The sequence below is a fragment of the Pseudomonas sp. PS01299 genome, assembly GCF_029960145.1.
Classification (GTDB): Bacteria; Pseudomonadota; Gammaproteobacteria; order Pseudomonadales; family Pseudomonadaceae; genus Aquipseudomonas; species Aquipseudomonas putida_A.
This window is the reverse complement of the sequence record NZ_JASCPO010000004.1, coordinates 1-21,150: the sequence shown is the minus strand read 5'-3', so window position 1 is coordinate 21,150 and position 21,150 is coordinate 1. Positions and strand designations below refer to the sequence as shown.

Sequence of the window (21,150 nt, the reverse complement as noted above, 5' to 3'; positions counted from 1 at the left end):
AAAATCCTCAGGCCGTTGCGCCGGAACGCACATAGTCAAATAGTCGCGGTAGCGTCCGTTCACGCAGCTGAATGCGCAGTCGATGGGTGGCGGTGTATTCAACCGCTTCGCCCTCATCCTGGGGCCCCACGTTATTCACCAGCCCGTACTCAATCAGGTAGTTCAGTGCCATGCGCACCAACCCTTCAATCGAGTTTGGCGACGCGCGATCGGCTTGGGGGATCGAAGTAGGCAGGCTGTGAATGTAGCTCCAGCCTGGTCGCAGCTCCTCTCGGGAATAATCATCGGAATCTTCGAGTGCATTCATGCGCCCGGACAAGCCAGTCAAGGTGTCCCTGAACATGGCCAACGTCGCCGGCATTGGAAACCGGCTGTCATCTTCAATCAAAGCGGTCGTTGGATAAAACACCGCGCAGATGGCCAGGAAGCTCAGCGCCAGCGCGACACGCTGGTCTTCAGACAAGTTTTTGCGTAGATCACCAAGTCGAATCGAGAAGCGACTTTCCTTGCGTGCCGGGGCGATGATCAAGCCACGCTCGCTGACATCGAGCACCATCAGTTCCATCCCTTCAGCAATTTGCGCAAGGACCTGCTGCAGTTCTGGGCTAGCACGGTACCGAGCCAATAGCTCGCGATACTCCACGTCATTGGCCGGGGTCGCACTTAGATTAAGTGCCCGATAAATCAGACGTGCTGCGGCGCTGTTCTGGTTATCCAAATGAACCTCCTAAACCTTTGTCTTGACGTCGAATCTGAGGTTGTCGCCTCGGACCACCCAGGTTTCGTATTCACCATCGAGCACCGCATGGTGGTTTTCAAATTCTGATTCGCTGTCGGGGAAGCTGCGGTAAAGGCAGAACGCAATGCACTGCTGCTCAATCGCACTGAAGCCTTCGTTCGCTCCCGCATCTATCAGTTCATCAATCCGCCAAGAACGGTTTTCTTCAAATTTTGCGGATAGCCATTGAGAAATTTTGACAACCAATTGATCTGGAAAAGGATCCGGCCAGACCTGGAACGGCTCGATCTCGTCGTCATCCTCGTCGTCATCTGCGTCCTTGGTTAACTGACGTCGCTCCAGCAGGATGCTAAGCAGGTTCGATAAATCAGGTGTTTTGGGAAACACTGCCGGGAACAAACTGACAATTAGCTCCTCGGCCGCCACAGCCAACTGCGCGCCTGGGCGGATCATTGCTTGCGGGAGAAGATGTGTCTCAAGATCAGGAATGCCCGAAGATTTGCGGGCACGAAACGCGGCTGTCTGAGCTTCGATGAAACGCCCTTCGGCGCTGCTGACCTCCAGCTGCAGCCGGGCTCTTACGTTGCCTGCCTTCGACAACAAGTCATGCAGGCTTGAAAGCTCTAGCTTGCTCTTGATGTTTTCTACTTCACCAATCTTGTTGCGAATCGCCATGAGCAATCGCCCCTCTTCCTCCTGGCGAGCTTTGACATGCTGGCGGGAGTCGTCTAATCGAGGCTTGATGTCCGTAGTCCATCTCACCGTTCCCGGTGCGCGAATCGCCTGAGTAATTTGCCCATGAATGTGTTGCCGATGCTCAATGGAAAGCACCATGGCGCGTTTGGCGAACTCCGCTGCCTGCTCAAAACGCCCCCTCTCGATCAGGATCTGCAGCATCTTTTCCATGAGAATCTGCTGATCTTCAACGTCCACATTCAGCATGCCGATCAGAAGCAAATAACCCTCCGGTGAGGGGCGATACCGATAGACGTCATCAAGATCCGGCTCAAGAGTGACCAGGCGAAAGCGGTACACGAGGGTTTGCAGAGTGGGGGCATGAAAGTAGGTGAATTCGAATTCTTTATAGTTCTCGGCTTTATTACTCAGGCAGCCAATCACGACATCGGCTGCCTTTGCACACGCTGAGCTGGTTTTTTCTGGCCGGATCCGACTGATCAGTGAACTCACATAGGAGTGCACATCCGCCATGCTGTACCCCGCGCCAACTGCGGATCCCTCCATCATGAAATTGAGGGTGGCCATGCACAGGTAGTGGGTGTCCAGCCCATCAAATAGCGGCTCTCCAGCCTCGTCTTGATGGAAGTTACGAGTCGCATGGAGCTGGTTCATTGGTTCCAGCAACCGCTGATTTCGCAACTGAGGCGATAAGTCGATCAACTCGTTCTTGGGCTCGCCCAGCGAATCGGATGCATCGGGCAACTGTTCGTTTGGCATGGGGCTTTCATCTGCTCAGTAGAGAGGTCAACGCCACTCTTAAATGGTCATCAATTTGATAAGCTTGCAGGAAGTCTATTGATGATGGTGTAGTATGGCAATCCCCTTCACTACAAAAAGTTCGACCATGCTTGAGAACCTCAGTCAGCCACAACGAGACCGTCTCGCCTTCATAGATCTCAGATTGCGCATGCTGGGTGAACTCAAGCGTCAGCACTTGATCGAGCGCTTTGACATTCAGGAAGCGGCGGCCAGTCGTGACATCGCGCTGTACAAAACGCTCAGTAAACACAACCTGGTGTATGACGCGAGTTCGCGCCTCTACAAAGCCAGTGAATCCTTCAAGAGCCTATTTGACCCCACCGCGGAACACGCGCTGATCTGGATCACCAAGGGGCTCGGTGACGGGGAACCCAGAAACACCACGCCTGGGATTACGGTCGATTTTCCCGATCAGCTGACGTGGCCGAAGCTCGATATCCTAGGCCACGTCACCCAGGCGATTCACCAGAAATGCCCCCTGCAGATTGATTACGAGTCGCTGAACGGATCCAGCCAGCGCGTCATCGTGCCTTTTTCTCTGGTCGACAATGGACTTCGCTGGCACGTCCGTGGGTTTGACAGGAAGTCGGGCGAGTTCCGAGATTTCGTCATCACCCGGATCCGCAAGGCAAGCCCTCTTCCCGATGATGCCGTTGCTGTTCACGAGACGAGCGATCAAGACATTCAGTGGACAAGGATCGTTGAGCTGACACTTATCCCTCACCCTGATCAACCGCGACCGGAAGTCACGCTCATGGATTACGCAATGGTTGATGGAATGCTGTCGCTGAAACTTCGGGCGGCTACGGCGGGCTACACCCTACGTAAGTGGAGCGTGGACTGTTCACCAGATCACAGTCTAAGGGGGCCAGAATATAGGTTGTGGTTGTCCGATCCCTTGGCACTGTACGGTGTCAAGAACGCGATCCTTGCTCCTGGTTATGTCGCACCTGACGCGCGCGAATTTTGAATTGGATGGTAGGTGGCTCTGGCGACGGTCTTCTCGTTTGGGTGCTCAATCGGTCCATTTGACTTCAAACTAATAACCTTATCGCTCTGCAGGTAAAAGCCATTGACGATGATCATTCAGCTACCCGTGTTCTAATCACGGCTATTCCGTTAGCTACCGTTGATATGTTCGATCAAAACAAAGGCAAGCTCCTATTCCACCGCATCGACACTAAGGCACTAGACGCCCCTGATGTAATCGCAGAGCCAAGGCCGGCGTCGGCATAAGCGGTACCTGGGCACGCGGGCGCTCGCATTCGACCGCCCGCGTGCTGCGCCTCGCTACCCGACACGTGTCGAAACCGAACCGGTCACTTTGCATTAGCAGGGCCGAACAAGAATTGGGCTGCGCATAACCTGCTTTGGTTTCCAGTTCACCGAGGGAGAACCTCTGAACGTGTCACTTCCCTCCCCCCCCCAGCCAACCCCAGTTTGGGCGTACACTCAAAGCCACCCAGAGCCATACTGGATTTCGTTAGGAATCGCCATTCGTGATCGCTCATGTACGGCGTCTGAGTGGGGGCAAAATTGGGGGCATATTAAGATCTTTTCAAACTGAAACTACCGAGCTAGAGCCAAGTCAAAATGTTTTTTGGCGACCCGGACAGTCTCGAGTTGCCTGCGCATTGAGCAGGCAACCTCGAAATGAAATGCGCCCGGCGGCGAACGGAAGTCCGCGAGCTCAGGCCCCGGACCGGGCGAGTCGATAAATCGACAAACAGTAAAACGCCAGCGCCGAAGCCGCCAGCATTCCGCCCACCACCCCGATGTAAGCAAAACCAAACTGGCTGCCGACCCAACTGCCCAGCAGTGCCCCGCCGCCGATACCGATGTTGTAGATGCCTGAAAACAGCGCCATCGCCACGTCGGTGGCGTCCGGTGCCAGTACCAGGACTTTCGACTGCAACGCCAGCCCGAAGCCCATGATCGCCATACCCCAGAACACATTCAGCACGCCGAGGTAGGAGACGTTGCCGCTCAACGGCAACAGCAAAGCCAGGCACAAGGCGAGCACCGATACGCAGATGATCAGAAAGCGCTGGGGGTTATAGCTGTGCAGGTAGCTGAACAGCAGCGAGCCGAAGATACCGGCACCGCCGAATAGCAACAGCAGCAGCGTCACCACGTCGCCGCTCATGTTGGCCACGGTCAGTACGAACGGTTCGATGTAGCTGTAAGCGGTGAACTGTGCCGTCACCACCAGAGCCGTCAGAACATAGACGGCCACCAGCGCAGGTCGCTTCAGCAATATCGGCAGGCTCTTGAGCGAGCCTGAGTTCTGGCTGGGCAGCAGCGGCAGTACCTTCGCCAGGCAGAACACCAGCGCTGCGGCAAAGCCGGCAATCACAATGAACGTGGTACGCCAGCCCATGGCCTCGCCCAACAAGCGACCGAGGGGAATACCCAGCACCATAGCCAGCGAAGTACCGGTTGCAAGTAAGCCCAAGGCTTGAACCTGCTTGCCCGGTGGCGCCAGGCGCACGGCCAGAGACGCGGTGATCGACCAGAACAACGCATGCGACAACGCCACACCGATCCGGCTCACCAGCAGTACACCGAAGCTGGTCGCCAGACTCGACAGAATGTGACTGGCGATAAACATCCCGAACAGCACAATCAGCAATTTCCGCCGCTCGACGTTGCGCGTCAGCAGCATGATCGGCAGCGACGTCAAAGACACCACCCACGCATAGATGGTCAACATGAGGCCGACCTGCGCAGTCGACATGTCGAAGCTGCTGCCGATCGAACTCAACAGACCGACCGGGACGAACTCGGTGGTGTTGAACACGAACGCAGCCAGTGCCAAGGCAATGACTGCGTACCAGTTGCCGTTGTTTGTCGCCGTAGAATCACTCATTTAAACGTCGTATTACTCTTTGATGATCGCGCGTAATTGTACGCAAGCGATCTGTGCCCATCTGTCGGTGTCTTGATACCGATTGCCGAATGTGTCGACGTTCAGGGGACGCACCATCAGAGGGTCAAGCCACACTGATCGGGTCCAATGCGGTAGAGCATACGAGGTCTTGATCAATCAATCTGCCTTGTTCACTGGCCCGAGTAACCTTTGACGCGCATGCAGTCATTGGTCAGGTCGATCTGTTTCTCCGCTATGACAATCCCGTCACCCACGGCGCTGCCCATGCCGTGGGTTTTATCGTTCGCTGCCGGGGTTGAATGGTAGCTGGCGGTCGCGGCCTTGGCCTGATACTGGCATTCAGCTTTATCGTGCTGGATATCAGCAGCACTGGCGCCGGGCCTGGACCAGTCCTGCACAGATGTCACACAGGCGCTCAACAGCGTCGCAAACAACGCAATCATCAATAATTTCATAGTGTGTACCGCCGATTGATTAAGGGCTGCTTACTTGCAGACGAATGTCACATTGGTTACTTCATTCGCAGGATCGAGCGGCAGGCGCGATTGCACGTCAAACACGTCGATCTGCTTGCCGAGCGATGCACATTTTTTCTCGGCGCCATCAAGGGCCATCCGACGGGCCTCGGAGTGCGTGTGTCGGGACTGCAGTGTCTTTGCCGAGACCTGGTACTCGTAGGGACCGAGTTTCAGGTCATGGGACTGCCAGACATAGTTGCCGACCAATGCAATTGCGCTCACAGCGATGATCATATTGAGTTTCATGGCCAGTATCGGACGCTGGATATTTGATTGCTCATCACGCCCACCCTTCTCTTTGAATCAAGCCTCATTGCTGTCATGCGAAAGTTCGGATGACACCCGGTGCAGTGTGTTGTGCAGGTTGAAGCCGCTCACTGTCACCGCAGAGCAATGATTGAGCAGCCATATGTTTAAGTGAAGAAAAACGCAGTATCTTTCAGCAAAGATTAGAAATACTTATCCAGAGCGACAGCCATGCAACTCGACGCAAAACAGATGCAGGCGTTCCTCGCTGTGGTCGACAGCGGCAGTTTCGAGAAAGCTGCGGAACGACTAAACGTGACGCCGTCGGCGGTGTCGCAACGCATACACGCCCTTGAAGTGCGTCTGGGCAGCTCGGTTGTGGTGCGCGGGCGCCCGTGCGAGCCGACGCTGGCAGGTAGAAAACTGATGCTCTATCTGCGCCGTGCAACCGTGCTTGAAGAGGAACTGCTCAACGAGCTGAGCGGCGATGAACAGGATCACCTGCGCGTGGTGATTGCGGTCAATGGCGACACGCTGGCGACCTGGTTCTTTCCGGCACTGGCCGAGATCTTCGTCAGCGAGAATATTTTGCTCGACGTTGTGGTCGACGATCAGGATCACACCTATGCCTTGCTGGAAAGTGGTCAGGTTATTGGCTGCATCGGCACGCGTTCACAGCCTATGCGGGGATGTTTTGCCGAGTTGCTGGGGTCGATGCGCTATCAGTTGGTCGCATCGCCCGCGTTTCAGCAGCGCTGGTTTGCCAAGGGCCTGACTCGCGCGACTGCACGTAAGGCGCCGGTATTCGCCTATTCGCGCAAGGACACCTTGCAGTCGGATTTCATGCAGTCGCGTTTCGGTCTTACCGCAGACGCTTATCCCACGCACTACCTGTCACTTCCGGAGGCACGCCTCAAAGCCATACGCCGTGGACTGGGTTATGGAATGGTGCCGCACATGCAGGTCAGCGACTTGCTGAAAAATCGGGAGCTGGTGGATGTCGCGCCGGGGCATTTCACTGATGTTGAGCTTTACTGGCATGCGTGGGCGCTGCAATCACCGCGCATGGAAATGCTCTCCGAGCGCGCGGTACAAGCTGCGCGACGCCTGTTGAGCAGCAAAAGACCGGTGAAGCGCTCGACCATGCCGAGGAAGTAAGAGGTTTCGCTGCTGATCCTGTCTCGTCGTCAATATCGATCATTGCATTGGCAGCAACACAGAATTGCGTTGAAAAGATTGATAGCCCCCTAACGAAAGGTGCATGCTAGAGGGCTCGAATCGGTCTTATATCATTCCGAATGATAGTTACCTTTGCTTCATTCGATTCGTGCCATCACAGCCCGCCGAGCATCATCCGCCCATCTTCAATACATTGGCGGATGATTCCATGGAACAGTCACTCAAACATTTGCGCTTCCCCTTGGCCATGCTGGCCGTGCTGGTGATGAGCGCTTGCGGCAAGACTCCGGAGACTGCCGCCACTATGCCCGCTGCTAAAGTCAGCGTGGCCAAGGTGCTGGAACAACCGGTCAACGAGTGGGACGAATTCACCGGGCGCCTCGAAGCGCCGGAAACTGTTGAAATCCGTCCTCGGGTCTCTGGCCAGATCGACGAGGTGGCGTTCACCGAAGGTGCGCTGGTCAAGAAAGGCGACCTGCTGTTCCAGATCGATCCGCGTCCTTTCCAGGCTGAAGTGCGCCGCCTCGAAGCCCTGGTAGCCCAGGCCCGCGCCAATGCCACTCGCAGTGAAAACGAAGCCGGGCGTGGCGAACGTCTGCGTGCGAGCAACGCGATCTCCGCTGAACTGGCCGATTCGCGTACCAGCGCTGCCCAGGAAGCCCGCGCCGCCGTCGGCGCCCTGCAGGCGCAACTGGATCTGGCCAAGCTGAACCTGAGCTTCACCCGCGTCACCGCACCGATCAGTGGCCGCGTCAGCCGTGCCGAGATCACCGCCGGTAACCTGGTGACTGCCGACACCACCCCGCTGACTAGCGTGGTTTCCACCGACAAGGTCTACGCCTACTTCGACGCCGACGAGCGTGTGTTCCTCAAATACACCCAACTCGCCCGCAACGGCCAACGTGGCGCCACTACCCCGGTGTACATGGGCCTGTCCAACGAGGACGGCAACCCGCACCTCGGTCAGATGAACTTCGTCGACAACCAGGTCAACCCGAAGACCGGCACCATCCGTGGTCGTGCGGTGTTCGACAACAGCGACGGCACCTACACCCCTGGCCTGTATGCACGTCTGAAACTGGTCGGCAGCGGCACCTACAACGCCATGCTGATCAACGACGAAGCGGTCGGTACCGATCTGGGCAAGAAGTTCGTGCTGGTGATGGATGCGGACAACAAGACCGCTTACCGCGCCGTCGAACTGGGGCCGAAAATCGAAGGCCTGCGCATTGTGCGCACCGGTCTGAACAAGGACGACACGATCATCGTCAAGGGTCTGCAGCGGGTACGTCCGGGTTCGCCGGTGACGCCTGAAGTGATCCCGATGGCCAGCGAGCAGACCATTGCCGCTCTGGCTCAACAACGTCAAGCGCTGGAAGCCAGCAACCTGCCCAAAGTCGCACCTGCCAAGGGTGCACAGGGTACGGCTGTGAAGCTGGCCGCTACGACCCCACGCGGTTAAGGGACGACAACTCCGATGAATTTTTCCCAATTCTTCATTTCACGGCCGATCTTCGCAGCGGTGCTCTCGCTGTTGATCCTGATCGCCGGTGCGATCTCGCTGTTCCAGCTGCCGATCAGCGAATACCCGGAAGTCGTGCCACCGACCGTGGTGGTGCGTGCCAACTTCCCGGGCGCCAACCCCAAAGTCATCGGTGAAACCGTGGCCGCTCCGCTGGAGCAAGCCATCACCGGCGTCGAGAACATGCTGTACATGTCCTCGCAGTCCACCGCTGACGGCAAGATCACCCTGACCATCACCTTCGCCCTGGGCACCGACCTGGACAACGCGCAGGTGCAGGTGCAGAACCGGGTGACCCGGACCGAGCCGAAACTTCCCGAAGAAGTGACGCGCATCGGTATCACCGTCGACAAAGCCTCGCCCGACCTGACCATGGTTGTGCACTTGACCTCGCCGGACAAACGCTACGACATGCTCTACCTGTCCAACTACGCGATCCTCAACATCAAGGATGAGCTGGCGCGCCTGGGTGGTGTCGGTGACGTGCAGCTGTTCGGTATGGGCGACTACTCGCTGCGGGTCTGGCTCGATCCGAACAAGACTGCTTCGCGCAACCTGACCGCCACCGACGTGGTGACCGCAATTCGTGAACAGAACCGTCAGGTCGCTGCCGGTCAACTCGGTGCGCCCCCTGCCCCGAATGCCCAGAGCTTCCAGCTTTCGGTCAACACTCAGGGCCGTCTGGTCACTGAAGAAGAGTTCGAGAACATCATCATTCGCGCAGGCGATAACGGTGAAATCACTCGTCTGAAGGACATCGCGCGCGTCGAGCTGGGTTCCAGCCAGTACGCCCTGCGTTCGCTGCTGAACAACCAGCCCGCTGTAGCGATCCCGATCTTCCAGCGTCCAGGCTCCAACGCCATCGATATCTCGAACGAAGTTCGCGGCAAGATGGAAGAGCTGAAGAAAGGCTTCCCGCAAGGCATGGACTACAGCATCGTCTATGACCCGACGATCTTCGTACGCGGCTCGATCGAGGCGGTGGTTCACACCCTCTTCGAAGCGCTGATCCTCGTGGTGCTGGTGGTGATCCTGTTCCTGCAGACCTGGCGCGCCTCGATCATTCCGTTGGTGGCGGTGCCGGTATCGTTGATCGGTACGTTTGCAGTCATGCACCTGTTCGGTTTCTCGCTCAACGCCCTGTCGCTGTTCGGCCTGGTACTGGCGATCGGGATCGTGGTGGACGACGCCATCGTGGTGGTGGAGAACGTCGAACGGAATATCGAGCTCGGACTGACCCCGGTCGAAGCGACCAAACGGGCGATGCGTGAAGTGACCGGCCCGATCATCGCAACCGCGCTGGTGCTGTGTGCGGTGTTTGTTCCGGCGGCGTTCATCTCCGGCCTCACCGGGCAGTTCTACAAGCAGTTTGCGTTGACCATTGCGATCTCGACCGTGATCTCCGCGTTCAACTCGCTGACCCTGTCGCCAGCGCTGGCCGCTGTGTTGCTGAAAAGTCATGACGCGCCGAAAGACCGCTTCTCCAAAGTGCTCGACAAGATCTTTGGTGGCTGGTTGTTCCGTCCGTTCAACCGCTTCTTTGAAAAGGCCAGTCACGGTTACGTCGGTACTGTGCGCCGGGTCATCCGTGGCAGCGGCATCGCCCTGCTGTTGTATGCAGGCCTGATGGTGCTGACGTTCTTCGGATTCTCCAGCACACCGACCGGTTTCGTACCTGGCCAGGACAAGCAATACCTGGTGGCCTTCGCGCAACTGCCGGACGCCGCGAGCCTGGATCGCACCGAAGACGTGATCAAGCGCATGTCCGACCTGGCGCTGAAACAGCCGGGCGTGGAAAGCGCCGTAGCGTTCCCGGGCCTGTCGATCAACGGCTTCACCAACAGCCCGAACGCCGGCATCGTGTTCGTGACCCTGAAACCGTTCGACGAGCGTAAAGACCCGAGCATGTCCGCCGGTGCCATCGCCGGGGCCTTGAACGGTCAGTACGCGAACATTCAGGAAGCGTACATGGCGATCTTCCCGCCTCCGCCGGTACAAGGTCTGGGCACCATTGGCGGTTTCCGTCTGCAAATCGAAGACCGGGGCAACCTGGGCTACGACGAGCTGTACAAAGAGACGATGAACATCATCACCAAGAGCCACAGCGTGCCTGAGCTTGCGGGGCTGTTCACCAGCTACACCGTGAACGTACCCCAGGTCGATGCTGCCATCGACCGCGAAAAAGCCAAGACCCACGGCGTGGCCGTCAGCGACATCTTCGACACCCTGCAGATTTACCTGGGTTCGCTGTATGCCAACGACTTCAACCGTTTCGGACGCACCTATCAGGTCAACGTTCAGGCTGAGCAACAGTTCCGCCTCGAATCCGACCAGATCGGTCAACTGAAAGTGCGCAACAACAAGGGCGAAATGATCCCGCTGGCGACCTTCATCAAGGTCAGCGACACCTCGGGTCCGGATCGCGTGATGCACTACAACGGCTTCATCACTGCGGAAATCAACGGTGCGGCAGCCCCCGGCTACAGCTCCGGCCAGGCCGAAAAAGCCATCGAGAAACTGCTCAAGGATGAATTGCCGAACGGCATGACCTACGAGTGGACCGACCTGACCTACCAGCAGATTCTGTCCGGTAACACCGCGCTGTTCGTGTTCCCGCTCTGCGTATTGTTGGCATTCCTGGTGCTCGCGGCGCAGTACGAAAGCTGGAGCCTGCCACTGGCGGTGATCCTGATCGTACCGATGACCCTGCTGTCGGCCATCACCGGGGTGATTGTCTCCGGCGGCGACAACAACATCTTCACCCAGATCGGCCTGATCGTACTGGTGGGCCTGGCGTGCAAGAACGCGATTCTGATCGTCGAGTTCGCCAAGGATAAACAGCTGGAAGGTCTCGATCCGCTGGCTGCGGTACTGGAAGCCTGCCGCCTGCGTCTGCGGCCGATCCTGATGACCTCCTTCGCGTTCATCATGGGTGTGGTGCCACTGGTGTTCTCCAGCGGTGCCGGTGCCGAGATGCGTCACGCGATGGGTGTGGCGGTGTTCTCCGGGATGCTCGGGGTAACCTTCTTCGGTCTGTTGCTGACGCCAGTGTTCTACGTGTTGATCCGTAATTTCGTCGAGCGTGGCGAAGCCCGCAAAGCGGCCAAGGCGCAAGCTCTTCAAAAGCCACTGGAGGCGCAATAATGAGTCTGAAAGTCTTCCTGCCGAGTCTGCTGGTGCTGGCATTGAGCGCCTGCGCCGTCGGCCCTGACTACAAGACCCCGGCGACGGAGGCGGCCAACATCACGACCGCCACCGACGGCGCTGCCGGTCAGAAGAACTTTGACCGTTCGAAGTTCGAAGGCATCTGGTGGCAGCAATTCGACGACCCGACCCTCAACCAGTTGGTGACGCAATCGCTGCAAGGCAACCGTGAACTGCGCGTGGCGTTCGCCCGCTGGAAAGCCGCCCGGGCGATCCGCGACGACGTCAGCAACGATGCGATGCCGACCATCACCAGCCGCGCGAGCAGTGATCTGGCCAAGGGGCAAATCCCCGGCCAGACCACCAAACGGGTCAACAGCGAACGCTACGACCTGGGGCTGGACATGGCCTGGGAACTCGACCTGTTCGGGCGTATCCAGCGCAATCTGGAAGCCAGCGACGCCGACCAGCAGGCGGCCGAAGCCGATCTGTACCAACTGCAAGTCACCATGATTGCCGAACTGGTGGACGCCTACGGTCAACTGCGCGGTGCGCAATTGCGCGAGAAGATCGCCGTGGCCAACCTGGAGAACCAGCAGGAGTCGCGCAAGATCACCATCAGCCTGCGTGACGCCGGCGTGGGCGATCAGCTCGACGTCGAACGTGCCGATGCGCGTCTGGCCTCGGTCGAAGCCAGCGTGCCGCAATTGCAGGCGGAACAGGTTCGGCAGAAAAACCGCATCGCCACTCTGTTGGGTGAACGTCCCGACAAACTGACCGTGGATCTGAGCCCGAAAGACTTGCCGGCGATTGCCAAGGCCCTGCCGATCGGCGATCCGGGTGAACTGCTGCAACGCCGGCCGGACATCCTCAGCGCCGAACGCAAACTGGCCTCGGCCACCGCGCGAATCGGTGTGGCGAAGGCTGATCTGTTTCCACGGGTCAGCCTCAGCGGGTTCCTCGGCTGGACGGCCGGGCGTGGTTCGCAGATCGGCTCCTCTGCGGCCAACGCCTGGGCACTCGGCCCGAGCATCACCTGGGCGGCGTTCGATCTGGGCAGCGTGCGCGCGCGTCTGCGCGGCGCCGATGCCGACGCCGAAGGCGCACTCGCCACCTACGAGCAACAGGTGTTGCTGGCGCTGGAAGAATCGGAAAACGCCTTCAGCGATTACGGCAAGCGTCAGCAACGGCTGATCTCGCTGATTCGTCAGAGTGAATCGAGCCGCAAGGCTGCCGATCTGGCGGAAATCCGCTACCGCGAAGGCACCACCGACTTCCTCGTGCTGCTCGATGCTCAGCGCGAACGCCTGAATGCCGAAGACAGCCAGGCACAGGCCGAAGTTGATCTGTATCGCGGCATCGTCGCGATCTACAAGGCCTTGGGTGGTGGCTGGCAGCCGGAAACCGTCGCCAGTAAGTAATAGTTGTTAAAGAGCTCCTTTGGTTGGCCGCAACCAACCAATTTTTTTGCCCCGCGTATCATTCGGTCGCGGGGCTTTTTTTCGCCTGATGGTTTTGCGCTTCCAGAACAGTGACAGTGGCTGTCGTACCGGCCCTTAATCGATTCTTGCCGGCATAGTCACCATCAATGCCGATGCGCACCGGCACCCGCTGCGCCAGCTTCACCCAGGTGTAACTCGGATTGATATTGGCCAGCAGTCGGCCACCCGTGGCGTTTTCCCGGTCGGCGATGGCAAAGGCGATGCTCTGGACCGTGCCACCAAAGGTTTCTCCGCTCATCAACTGCACGCGCACGCGGTCCCCCTCCTCGATTCGCGGCAATTTGGTCTCTTCAAAGTAACCGCTGACGTAGAACGAATCGCTGTCGACCAGTGCCAGCAGTGCACCACCCGCAACCGCGTAATCACCCTGTCGGGTCAGCAGATTAGTGACGTAACCGCTGACCGGCGATTCGACACGAGTACGCTGCAAGTCCAGTTCCGCCTGAGTCAGTGCAGCAATCGCCAATTGCACATTGGCCTCGGCCAGCCCGAGATTGGCCTGATTGCGCAACAGATCAGCCTGAGCCACCGCCACATCGGTATTGGACTTCTCCCATTCTTCCCCGGAAATTGCAAAACCCTGCTTGAGCGTACGCCGGCGCCGCTCTTCGCTCTGGCGTTGTTTGAGCAGCGCTTCACTGGCGACGATGGATGCCTGTGATTGACCCAGCGTCGCCTTCGCCACCTCGACCGAACGCCGCGCATGCTCGACTGCCAGGCTGTAGCGCGCCGGATCGATCTCCATGAGCAATTGCCCCTTGTCGACATGCTGGTTGTCCTGCACCACGAGGCTGACGATACGCCCGGAAACATCGGCTGATAGCGTCACCACATCCGCCCTCACCCGCGCATCCCGCGTCCAAGGCGCACGGGTGTAATGCTCCCAGGCAAACCAGCCAAGCACGATGGCCAGCAACACCACCGCTAATGTCGTTGTTCGAGCGAGTAACACTTTCAAGGCATCAGGCTCCCATCAGCAAAATCAGCGAGGCACAAACGCATGCATACAAGGCGCCCTCAAACAGCGCCTCGTGCCAGACCAGTCGCAACACACCCAGACGTCGCAAACACCAGTCCAGGAGCATAAATATCGGTATCGCCAGCAATAGGGCCTGGGCAATGGGTGGCAGATAAACGCCACCCATTTCGAAATCAATGGGCAAGGGCCGGTTCTCCTTCCGAGACGTTAAGTTGCAGGTATTCGCCGTGGCGTTTCAGGAAAGACACGACGATCAACAGCGCCACGCGCATGCGAAACACCGACCACAAATGTTCGTGGCTGGCGACGTGCAACTCGTCCAGCTCATCACCCAATAGCTGGAGCGAGGTCAACAACGCTTGCAATTGCACGTGCTGGCGCCCGGCCACAAAACGGCCGGTCTTGCGCAGCGCCGAAGCCAATTGCTGGCTGAACGCGTCCGTCAGCAGTGCATTGTTCTGTGCCTGCTGCCGGAGTTGATGCATTGCTACGCCCAATGCGACGCACGCCAGACTGATTTCATAGAGCAGCTGCATGGCGCGCTCGCTCACGGCCGGCAGCAAGCCAAGCATGCTGGTCAGTCGGTCGACCATACGGCTTTCGAAAGCGAATTGCTGTTCATCGGTGGCCGGTTTTTTGGTCAGTTCATAAACTTGCTCACGCGCCTCGTTATAAAAGCGGCGGAGACGCAATGCCGGACGGAACGGGAAAATCCATGCATAGACCATCAAAGCGAGCATCGCCGCGCTGACATAGGCGCCGGCGAATTCGAACCATTGAATTGCAGTGTTCTGCCCGGTGCCGACATTCTGTGGGCCGAGCAGGAGGAAACTCGACAACCCCAGGCCCATACCAATGCCCGCGGTCGTCGGGCTCGCCAAACCGACAGCGATCACGTACAGCAGCGGTGCCAGCATCAACGCCAATGGCTCGAAATCACTGATGGTCGGCACCAGCATGAATTGATAGAACGCCGAGACCACCAGTGCCAGTCCCAACCCACGCGCGTAACTCTGCGCGGCCATCAGTGGCCGCGGGAATGTCGCCATCAGCGAACAGAGAATCCCCACCAGAATCATCCCGCCCCGCGCGCCATCCCAGGCGGTTTCGATCCAGATCAACCCGGCTACCAGTAATGCGGTAAAGGCGCGGATGGCGTTCATTGAAGCCAGTGTGAAATCAAGATGCAGCGGGCTGGCCTGACCGCGATACAGACAACTGGCTTCGCGCCCTTCCTGAATGGCATCACTCAACTCCAGAATCTGCTCCAGTTGCTGCAACAGCCGCGCCTGCTCCCAGCGTAACGCCCACGCCAGCGAACGCAGGATAGCGCTCATGTCTTCGGTCAGTTGTTCGGCCTCATACGCCAAGGCTTCAAACTGCTGCTGCAGCGTGATGAATTGATGCCGCCGCTCGGCGGGCAGCGCTCGGCCCAACTGCGCCAACTGGTCGAGAAGTGCGAGCTCTTCTGCACGCAAGCGCTGTACGTCCAGAGGAAGATCGCCCTCCCAACGTTCGGTGAGCAATTCGCGCTGATGACGTAATGCAGTCAAACGCGAGGTCAGCAACATCAGTTGATTACCCAACAGCAGCACCAGATTGTCGGCACCGCGCAACCGTGGGGCATCGAAATACAGATGGCGGCGCAACCCTTCGAGCGCGCTGATTTCACCGAGCAACTGCATCTGACGGCGCTGAAAGTCGGCTTCACTTTCTTCTGTGCGAATCACCGCAGCGGAGTGACTGGCAGCCAGTTTGATCACCTGATCGACCTTGGCGAAGTAACCTTTGGCAACTGCTTCTGGACGCGCAGTGAGCAGGCTGACCACGCAGACGCACGCTACGGCCAGCAAGGTTTCGGTAACGCGGGTGACAGCCAGCAGAAAGGTGCCATCCTGGTCGGGAATGGCCAGCAATGCCACCACCACGGCGGTATAACCACTGAGCACAAATGCCTGAGAACTGGTATAGCGCAGCAATGTGCCACCCGCGGTGCAGAGCGCCAGCCACAGTGCCAGCGTTGTGATGAACGGAAGCGGCGCCTGCGGGAATATCGCCATGATCAACACCGCCACCGCAGCACCCAGCGTGGTGCCAATCACTTGTCCGAAACTACGCGCCAGCGCCATGCCGGCCAACGGCTGGCTGACAATCACGACGGCCATGATCGACCACTTGGGTTGGTCGAGATCGAACAGAAACGCCAGATACAGCGTCAACAGCCCGGCGGCAATGGTGCGCAGGGCAAACAGCAGGACAGCCTGACCGGGATGGATCACGACCTGGAAATAATTGCGCAGGGCTTGCATGGGGGCTCTCATTGAAGCGACTCCTGCAAGCGTAGACTCTGCATCGAATGCCTGATGGGTAACTGAATCGACAGATGTTGTAGGGCGATTCGCATGCACGGGGTTTGACTCACGGCCCTCGCTGGTCGAAGCTTGCCGTTCTGCTATAGAACGCCAGTTCACGGAAATCTGCATGCCTCAGTCCCGCCGCTACCTGCTCATCAGCCTTGGCCTTGTGCTGCTCGTCGTCATTGCCTGGTTATCCCTGCGCTCCACCGCCCCGGTGGTGCCGGAAGCGATCAAGCGCGGCTACAGCGAAGCCCTGACGGCCGCCCGTTCCGGTCAGCCGGGAGCCGCGCGGCAGTTGTATCAGCAATTGGGTCGCCCGGACCTGTCGGTCAAGCGCAGTGTCTGGCTGCTGGCCGAGTTGCCCAACTATCCGAGCCCGCAAGCGCTGAAACTGGCCGACGCCCATCTGCAAAACGAAGCCCCCGAAGTACGGCTGGCGGCGATTCAAAGTGTGGTCGGGCTGGTGCCCGGCGGACAACGCAGTCTGCTGCTCGGGCCGATGCTCGACGATGAGGACCAAAACGTACGGTTCGCTGCGATCAATGCCCTGCTGGGCCTGACGCCGGATGAACTGGGGCTGTATTTCGCCCCGCTGCAGCAGGCGATCGATGGCTGGGAACAAGCGCTCAAGGGACAGCCGGAAAGCGCCGCCACCTATGCGCAACTGGCACGCCTGTATCTGCACAACGCCGAACTCAAACAGGCCCAACAAGCGCTGGACAACACCCTGCGGCTGGAACCGGGCAACCTGCCGGCACTGGTGATGCAGATCGATGTCCTCGACCGCCAGGGTCAGAGCGACGCCGCCCGCCAGTTGCTCGCCAAACAGTTGCAGGCGCAACCGGATTCCGCCTACCTGCAACACGCGCTCGGGCTGTGGCTGTTGCACCACGGCCAGCGTGAATTCGCCCTGCTCGGCTTGTCCAAAGCGGTGGAACTTGAGCCTGACAACAAGGATTACCGCTACGACCTCGCCACCACCCTGCACGCCGCCGAAGAACTGGAAGCGGCGCAAAAGCAGTTGCAGGAAGTCGTCCAGCGTCACCCAGCCGACCGCAAGGCGCGAGTGCTGCTGATCAATTACTGGAAGGAAAGCGGCCAGTTGCAGAACGTGCAGATTCTGCTCGCGCAACTGGAGCAGATGAACCCTGATGACCCGGCGTTACAGCAGGGACTCTGAGCCCTTACCCGCTGATTCAATGACATTTTGATATCGAAACATCGGAACCGTCATGACTGGCAGCGGTCAAGTAATCAGGTAGAGCACGACGGCTGATACAGCCTGCTGCCTCGATTCCCCTAGTCATGAGAGGGCATTCTTTGTCTACGTCCAACGAGTTGATCAGTGCAAAAGCCGCCACCGGCATCATTGGCCTGGATGACATCCTCGCCGGTGGTCTGTCCCGAGGGCATGTGTTTTTGCTCGAAGGTGAACCCGGTACAGGCAAAACCACCGTCGCGTTGCATTTCCTGATGGCGGGCGCCCGTGCCGGCGAACGCTGTCTCTACATCACGCTGTCGGAAACCGAGCGTGAATTGCGTCAAGGCGCGGCCTCCCACGGCTGGGAGCTGAACGAGAACATTGAAATCTTCGAGCTGACGCCACCCGAAAGCCTGCTCAACGCCGAGCATCAGCAAAGCCTGCTGTACTCGTCCGACCTTGAGCTGGGCGAAGCCACCAAGCAGATTTTCGAAGTGGTCGAGCGCTTCAAGCCGACCCGCGTGGTGCTCGACAGCTTGTCGGAGATCCGCCTGCTGGCGCAGAGTTCGCTGCGCTACCGCCGACAGATTCTGGCGATCAAACATTACTTCGTGCGTTACGACGCCACCGTACTGCTGCTTGACGACCTGACCACCGAGTCCCTCGACAAGACCGTGCACAGCGTCGCCCACGGGGTGATCCGCCTCGAAGAACTGACCCCCAATTACGGCGCCGAGCGCCGCCGCGTGCGCATCGTCAAATATCGCGGCCAGAAATACCGTGGCGGTTACCACGACTTCACCATCATGGGCGACGGCGTCCATGTGTTCCCACGACTGGTCGCCGCCGAACACCGCAGCGACTACCCGCGCCTGCAATTGAGCAGCGGGATTCAGGAAATGGATGCCTTGCTCGGCGGCGGGGTCGAAACCGGCTCCAGCACGCTGATTCTTGGCCCGGCCGGTACCGGCAAATCGCTGATTTCGATGATCTTCGCCGCTGCGGCAGTGGCCCGGGGCGAAAAAGCGGCGCTGTTCATCTTTGATGAAGAACTGGGCTTGCTGTTCGAGCGCATGAAAAACATCGGCATCGACCTCAAGGCCTTGCAAGCCACCGGCAACCTGCTGATCGATCAAGTGGACGCCGCCGAGCTGTCCCCCGGCGAGTTCTCGCACCGGGTACGTCGTTGCGTAGACGAAGGCAACATCAAGACCGTGGTGATCGACAGCATCAACGGCTATCAGGCCGCGATGCCGGAAGAGAATGCCCTGGTGCTGCACATGCATGAGTTGCTGCTGTACCTCAACCGCAAAGGCGCGGCAACCTTCATGACCGTTGCCCAGCATGGCCTGGTCGGCGACATGCAGGCGCCGGTCGACATCACTTACCTGGCCGACACAGTGATCCTGCTGCGCTACTTCGAAGCCATCGGCAAAGTTCGCCGAGCCATTTCCATCATCAAGAAACGTACCGGCAGCCACGAATCGACCATCCGTGAATACCGCATTTCGGGCCAGGGCATGACCATCGGCGAACCACTGGAAGCGTTCCAGGGTGTGTTGCGTGGCGTGCCGACTTACCTCGGCGCGAGCAATCCGCTGTTGCGGGAAGAAACCTTGTGACAGCCTCCGTATCACTGCCGGAACGGGCGCTGATTCTGGCGCCCATGGGCCGGGACAGCCAAGTGGCGCTGATGATCCTCAATGAGGCGGGTTACGGCGGCGTCATCACCCCGGATCTGGGCGCGCTGTGCGCAGAACTGGAGCCTGGCGCCGGACTTTTGTTAATTGCCACCGAAGCCCTGCGCGGCCCCGAGCTGGAAACGCTCCTGCACTTTCTGGAACAGCAACCGGCTTGGTCGGATCTGCCGATCGTCTTGCTGACCCACCATGGCGGCCCGGAACCGGGCCCCTCCTCGCGCCTGAGCAAACTGCTGGGCAACGTCACGTTCCTTGAGCGCCCGTTTCATCCGGCGACCCTGGTCAGTCTGGTCTCCACCGCCCTGCGCGGGCGACGACGACAGTACGAAGCCCGCGACCGCCTGATCGATTTGAGTGAAAGCGAACGCCGACTGCAATCGACCCTGGAAACCCTTGAGCAACAGGTCGAGGAACGCACCGCGCAACTGCGCCACAACGAAGAAGCCCTGCGCCAGTCACAGAAAATGGAAGCGGTCGGTCAGTTGACGGGCGGCATCGCTCACGACTTCAACAACATGCTCACCGGGATTATCGGCAGCCTTGAACTGCTGCGCCGGCGTCTGGCTCGCGGACGCCTTGATGACCTCGACAGCCTGATCGATCTCGGTGTCACTTCAGCCAACCGCGCGGCCGGCCTGACCCACCGTTTGCTGGCGTTTTCCCGCCGGCAATCGCTGGACTCCAAAGCCGTGCAGATGAACACACTGGTGCTGTCGATGGGCGAGCTGCTGCAGCGCAGCCTCAACGAAAGTATCCAGCTGGACATGCGCCTCAACGACCAGTTGTGGATCGCCGAAGCGGATCCCAATCAACTGGAAAGCGCCCTGCTCAACCTGGTACTCAACGCCCGCGATGCAATGCCCGAGGGCGGCAAACTGGTGGTCGAAACCAGCAATCAGGTGCTTAAGCCGGAATTCACCGAGGCCTACCCGAATCTCGAACCCGGCGACTACGTGATGCTCAGCGTCACCGATAACGGCAGTGGCATGGCCCAGAGCGTGGTCAGCCGCGCGTTCGATCCGTTCTTCACCACCAAGCCGATCGGCCAGGGCACCGGGCTGGGTCTGTCGATGATTTACGGCTTCAGCAAGCAGTCTCGTGGTCACGTCTCGATCGACAGCGAAATCGATCAGGGCACCACGGTCAAACTGTACCTGCCGCGCTTTCGCGGCGAAGAGCTGGAGCATCCGGTGTCCGATGCTCAGCAGGCCCCGGAAGCAATGGATGGCGAAACCGTGTTGATCGTCGAGGACGACCCTGCCGTACGCGTACTGGTCAGCGCGGTGCTCAGTGAGTTGGGTTATGCGTTTGTCGAAGCCGGCGATGCCGACGGCGCCGTGCCGATCCTCAACTCGACACAGCGCATCGACCTGCTGATCAGTGACGTCGGCCTGCCAGGCATGAACGGCCGGCAACTGGCGGAAATCGGCCGGCAGTATCGGCCGGGGCTGAAGGTGTTATTCATTACTGGGTATGCCGAGCACGCGGCAGTGCGCGGTGGTTTCCTCGACCCGGGCATGCAGATGATCACCAAACCGTTCACTTTCGATCTGCTGACCGCCAAAGTCCGCGAGATGATCCAGAACTGATCCCCCAAAACGACTGTAGGAGCTGCCGCAGGCTGCGATCTTTTTTTCTTGTTTTTTTAGATCGAAAAATAGCAGCCAGCGGCCGCG

Annotated in this window: 16 protein-coding genes; 8 read left to right on the top strand and 8 right to left on the bottom strand. The window is 58.9% G+C overall.

The window, feature by feature from the left end:
- Positions 1-7 precede the first annotated feature (7 nt).
- Positions 8-718, bottom strand: coding sequence for a DUF6063 family protein (locus QMX91_RS02065; protein WP_102592363.1), 711 nt, complete (start codon positions 716-718; stop codon positions 8-10).
- Positions 719-727: 9 nt separating this feature from the next.
- Positions 728-2,194 (bottom strand): hypothetical protein, encoded by a 1,467-nt coding sequence (locus tag QMX91_RS02060; protein WP_221729851.1) that lies wholly within the window; start codon positions 2,192-2,194, stop codon positions 728-730.
- A gap of 190 nt (positions 2,195-2,384) precedes the next feature.
- On the opposite strand from QMX91_RS02060, the gene QMX91_RS02055 reads away from it, so the two are divergent.
- Positions 2,385-3,206, top strand: a complete 822-nt coding sequence (locus QMX91_RS02055) for a WYL domain-containing protein (protein ID WP_102592389.1) — start codon at positions 2,385-2,387, stop codon at positions 3,204-3,206.
- Between the two features lie 720 nt (positions 3,207-3,926).
- On the opposite strand, the gene QMX91_RS02050 is transcribed toward QMX91_RS02055, so the two are convergent.
- The 3 genes from QMX91_RS02050 to QMX91_RS02040 all read right to left on the bottom strand — a co-directional run bounded on the left by QMX91_RS02050 (position 3,927) and on the right by QMX91_RS02040 (position 5,890).
- Entirely contained in the window at positions 3,927-5,105 is a 1,179-nt protein-coding gene (locus QMX91_RS02050) for a sugar transporter (protein WP_282412177.1), read from the bottom strand.
- 191 nt (positions 5,106-5,296) lie between these two features.
- Positions 5,297-5,569: a hypothetical protein gene (locus QMX91_RS02045; protein ID WP_098964101.1), complete on the bottom strand. Its 273-nt coding sequence runs from the start codon at positions 5,567-5,569 to the stop codon at positions 5,297-5,299.
- A 42-nt stretch (positions 5,570-5,611) separates the two neighbouring features.
- A complete protein-coding gene (locus QMX91_RS02040) occupies positions 5,612-5,890 on the bottom strand; it encodes a hypothetical protein (RefSeq protein WP_134786460.1) in 279 nt (92 codons plus the stop codon).
- Positions 5,891-6,121: 231 nt separating this feature from the next.
- Between QMX91_RS02040 and argP the strand changes: the two genes are divergently transcribed.
- The 4 genes from argP to QMX91_RS02020 all read left to right on the top strand — a co-directional run bounded on the left by argP (position 6,122) and on the right by QMX91_RS02020 (position 13,156).
- Positions 6,122-7,048 carry an HTH-type transcriptional regulator ArgP gene (gene argP / locus QMX91_RS02035; protein ID WP_223007582.1) on the top strand — a complete coding sequence of 309 codons (927 nt, stop codon included), beginning with the start codon at positions 6,122-6,124 and terminating at the stop codon, positions 7,046-7,048.
- A gap of 229 nt (positions 7,049-7,277) precedes the next feature.
- On the top strand, positions 7,278-8,531 hold the full coding sequence (gene mexE, locus QMX91_RS02030; protein WP_139053919.1) for a multidrug efflux RND transporter periplasmic adaptor subunit MexE: 1,254 nt from the start codon (positions 7,278-7,280) through the stop codon (positions 8,529-8,531).
- Positions 8,532-8,546: 15 nt separating this feature from the next.
- Positions 8,547-11,735 (top strand): efflux RND transporter permease subunit, encoded by a 3,189-nt coding sequence (locus QMX91_RS02025; RefSeq protein WP_098964106.1) that lies wholly within the window; start codon positions 8,547-8,549, stop codon positions 11,733-11,735.
- Positions 11,735-13,156 carry a TolC family protein gene (locus tag QMX91_RS02020; RefSeq protein ID WP_027612754.1) on the top strand — a complete coding sequence of 474 codons (1,422 nt, stop codon included), beginning with the start codon at positions 11,735-11,737 and terminating at the stop codon, positions 13,154-13,156. Before QMX91_RS02025 ends, QMX91_RS02020 begins: the two co-directional genes overlap by 1 nt.
- A gap of 58 nt (positions 13,157-13,214) precedes the next feature.
- On the opposite strand, the gene QMX91_RS02015 is transcribed toward QMX91_RS02020, so the two are convergent.
- Genes QMX91_RS02015 through QMX91_RS02005 form a run of 3 tightly spaced genes read right to left on the bottom strand, consistent with a single transcriptional unit; the run spans position 13,215 to position 16,537 of the window.
- On the bottom strand, positions 13,215-14,195 hold the full coding sequence (locus QMX91_RS02015) for an HlyD family secretion protein (RefSeq protein ID WP_027612753.1): 981 nt from the start codon (positions 14,193-14,195) through the stop codon (positions 13,215-13,217).
- 4 nt (positions 14,196-14,199) lie between these two features.
- Entirely contained in the window at positions 14,200-14,400 is a 201-nt protein-coding gene (locus tag QMX91_RS02010; RefSeq protein ID WP_027612752.1) for a DUF1656 domain-containing protein, read from the bottom strand.
- Complete coding sequence (locus QMX91_RS02005) at positions 14,390-16,537, bottom strand: FUSC family protein (protein WP_282412176.1); 2,148 nt, start codon at positions 16,535-16,537, stop codon at positions 14,390-14,392. Before QMX91_RS02005 ends, QMX91_RS02010 begins: the two co-directional genes overlap by 11 nt.
- Before the next feature lie 160 nt (positions 16,538-16,697).
- On the opposite strand from QMX91_RS02005, the gene QMX91_RS02000 reads away from it, so the two are divergent.
- The 3 genes from QMX91_RS02000 to QMX91_RS01990 all read left to right on the top strand — a co-directional run bounded on the left by QMX91_RS02000 (position 16,698) and on the right by QMX91_RS01990 (position 21,063).
- On the top strand, positions 16,698-17,753 hold the full coding sequence (locus QMX91_RS02000) for a tetratricopeptide repeat protein (RefSeq protein ID WP_027612750.1): 1,056 nt from the start codon (positions 16,698-16,700) through the stop codon (positions 17,751-17,753).
- A 140-nt stretch (positions 17,754-17,893) separates the two neighbouring features.
- Positions 17,894-19,396: an ATPase domain-containing protein gene (locus QMX91_RS01995; RefSeq protein ID WP_098964109.1), complete on the top strand. Its 1,503-nt coding sequence runs from the start codon at positions 17,894-17,896 to the stop codon at positions 19,394-19,396.
- Positions 19,393-21,063, top strand: a complete 1,671-nt coding sequence (locus QMX91_RS01990) for an ATP-binding protein (protein ID WP_210557214.1) — start codon at positions 19,393-19,395, stop codon at positions 21,061-21,063. Before QMX91_RS01995 ends, QMX91_RS01990 begins: the two co-directional genes overlap by 4 nt.
- Positions 21,064-21,150: the final 87 nt, after the last annotated feature.

Bases quoted from the DNA above. Each gene is read 5' to 3' on its own strand.
- QMX91_RS02060 (WP_221729851.1), bottom strand. From the start codon at position 2,194: ATGCCAAACGAACAGTTGCCCGATGCATCCGATTCGCTGGGCGAGCCC.
- QMX91_RS02055 (WP_102592389.1), top strand. From the start codon at position 2,385: ATGCTGGGTGAACTCAAGCGTCAGCACTTGATCGAGCGCTTTGACATT.
- QMX91_RS02050 (WP_282412177.1), bottom strand. From the start codon at position 5,105: ATGAGTGATTCTACGGCGACAAACAACGGCAACTGGTACGCAGTCATT.
- QMX91_RS02045 (WP_098964101.1), bottom strand. From the start codon at position 5,569: ATGATTGCGTTGTTTGCGACGCTGTTGAGCGCCTGTGTGACATCTGTG.
- QMX91_RS02040 (WP_134786460.1), bottom strand. From the start codon at position 5,890: ATGAAACTCAATATGATCATCGCTGTGAGCGCAATTGCATTGGTCGGC.
- argP (WP_223007582.1), top strand. From the start codon at position 6,122: ATGCAACTCGACGCAAAACAGATGCAGGCGTTCCTCGCTGTGGTCGAC.
- mexE (WP_139053919.1), top strand. From the start codon at position 7,278: ATGGAACAGTCACTCAAACATTTGCGCTTCCCCTTGGCCATGCTGGCC.
- QMX91_RS02025 (WP_098964106.1), top strand. From the start codon at position 8,547: ATGAATTTTTCCCAATTCTTCATTTCACGGCCGATCTTCGCAGCGGTG.
- QMX91_RS02020 (WP_027612754.1), top strand. From the start codon at position 11,735: ATGAGTCTGAAAGTCTTCCTGCCGAGTCTGCTGGTGCTGGCATTGAGC.
- QMX91_RS02005 (WP_282412176.1), bottom strand. From the start codon at position 16,537: ATGAGAGCCCCCATGCAAGCCCTGCGCAATTATTTCCAGGTCGTGATC.
- QMX91_RS02000 (WP_027612750.1), top strand. From the start codon at position 16,698: ATGCCTCAGTCCCGCCGCTACCTGCTCATCAGCCTTGGCCTTGTGCTG.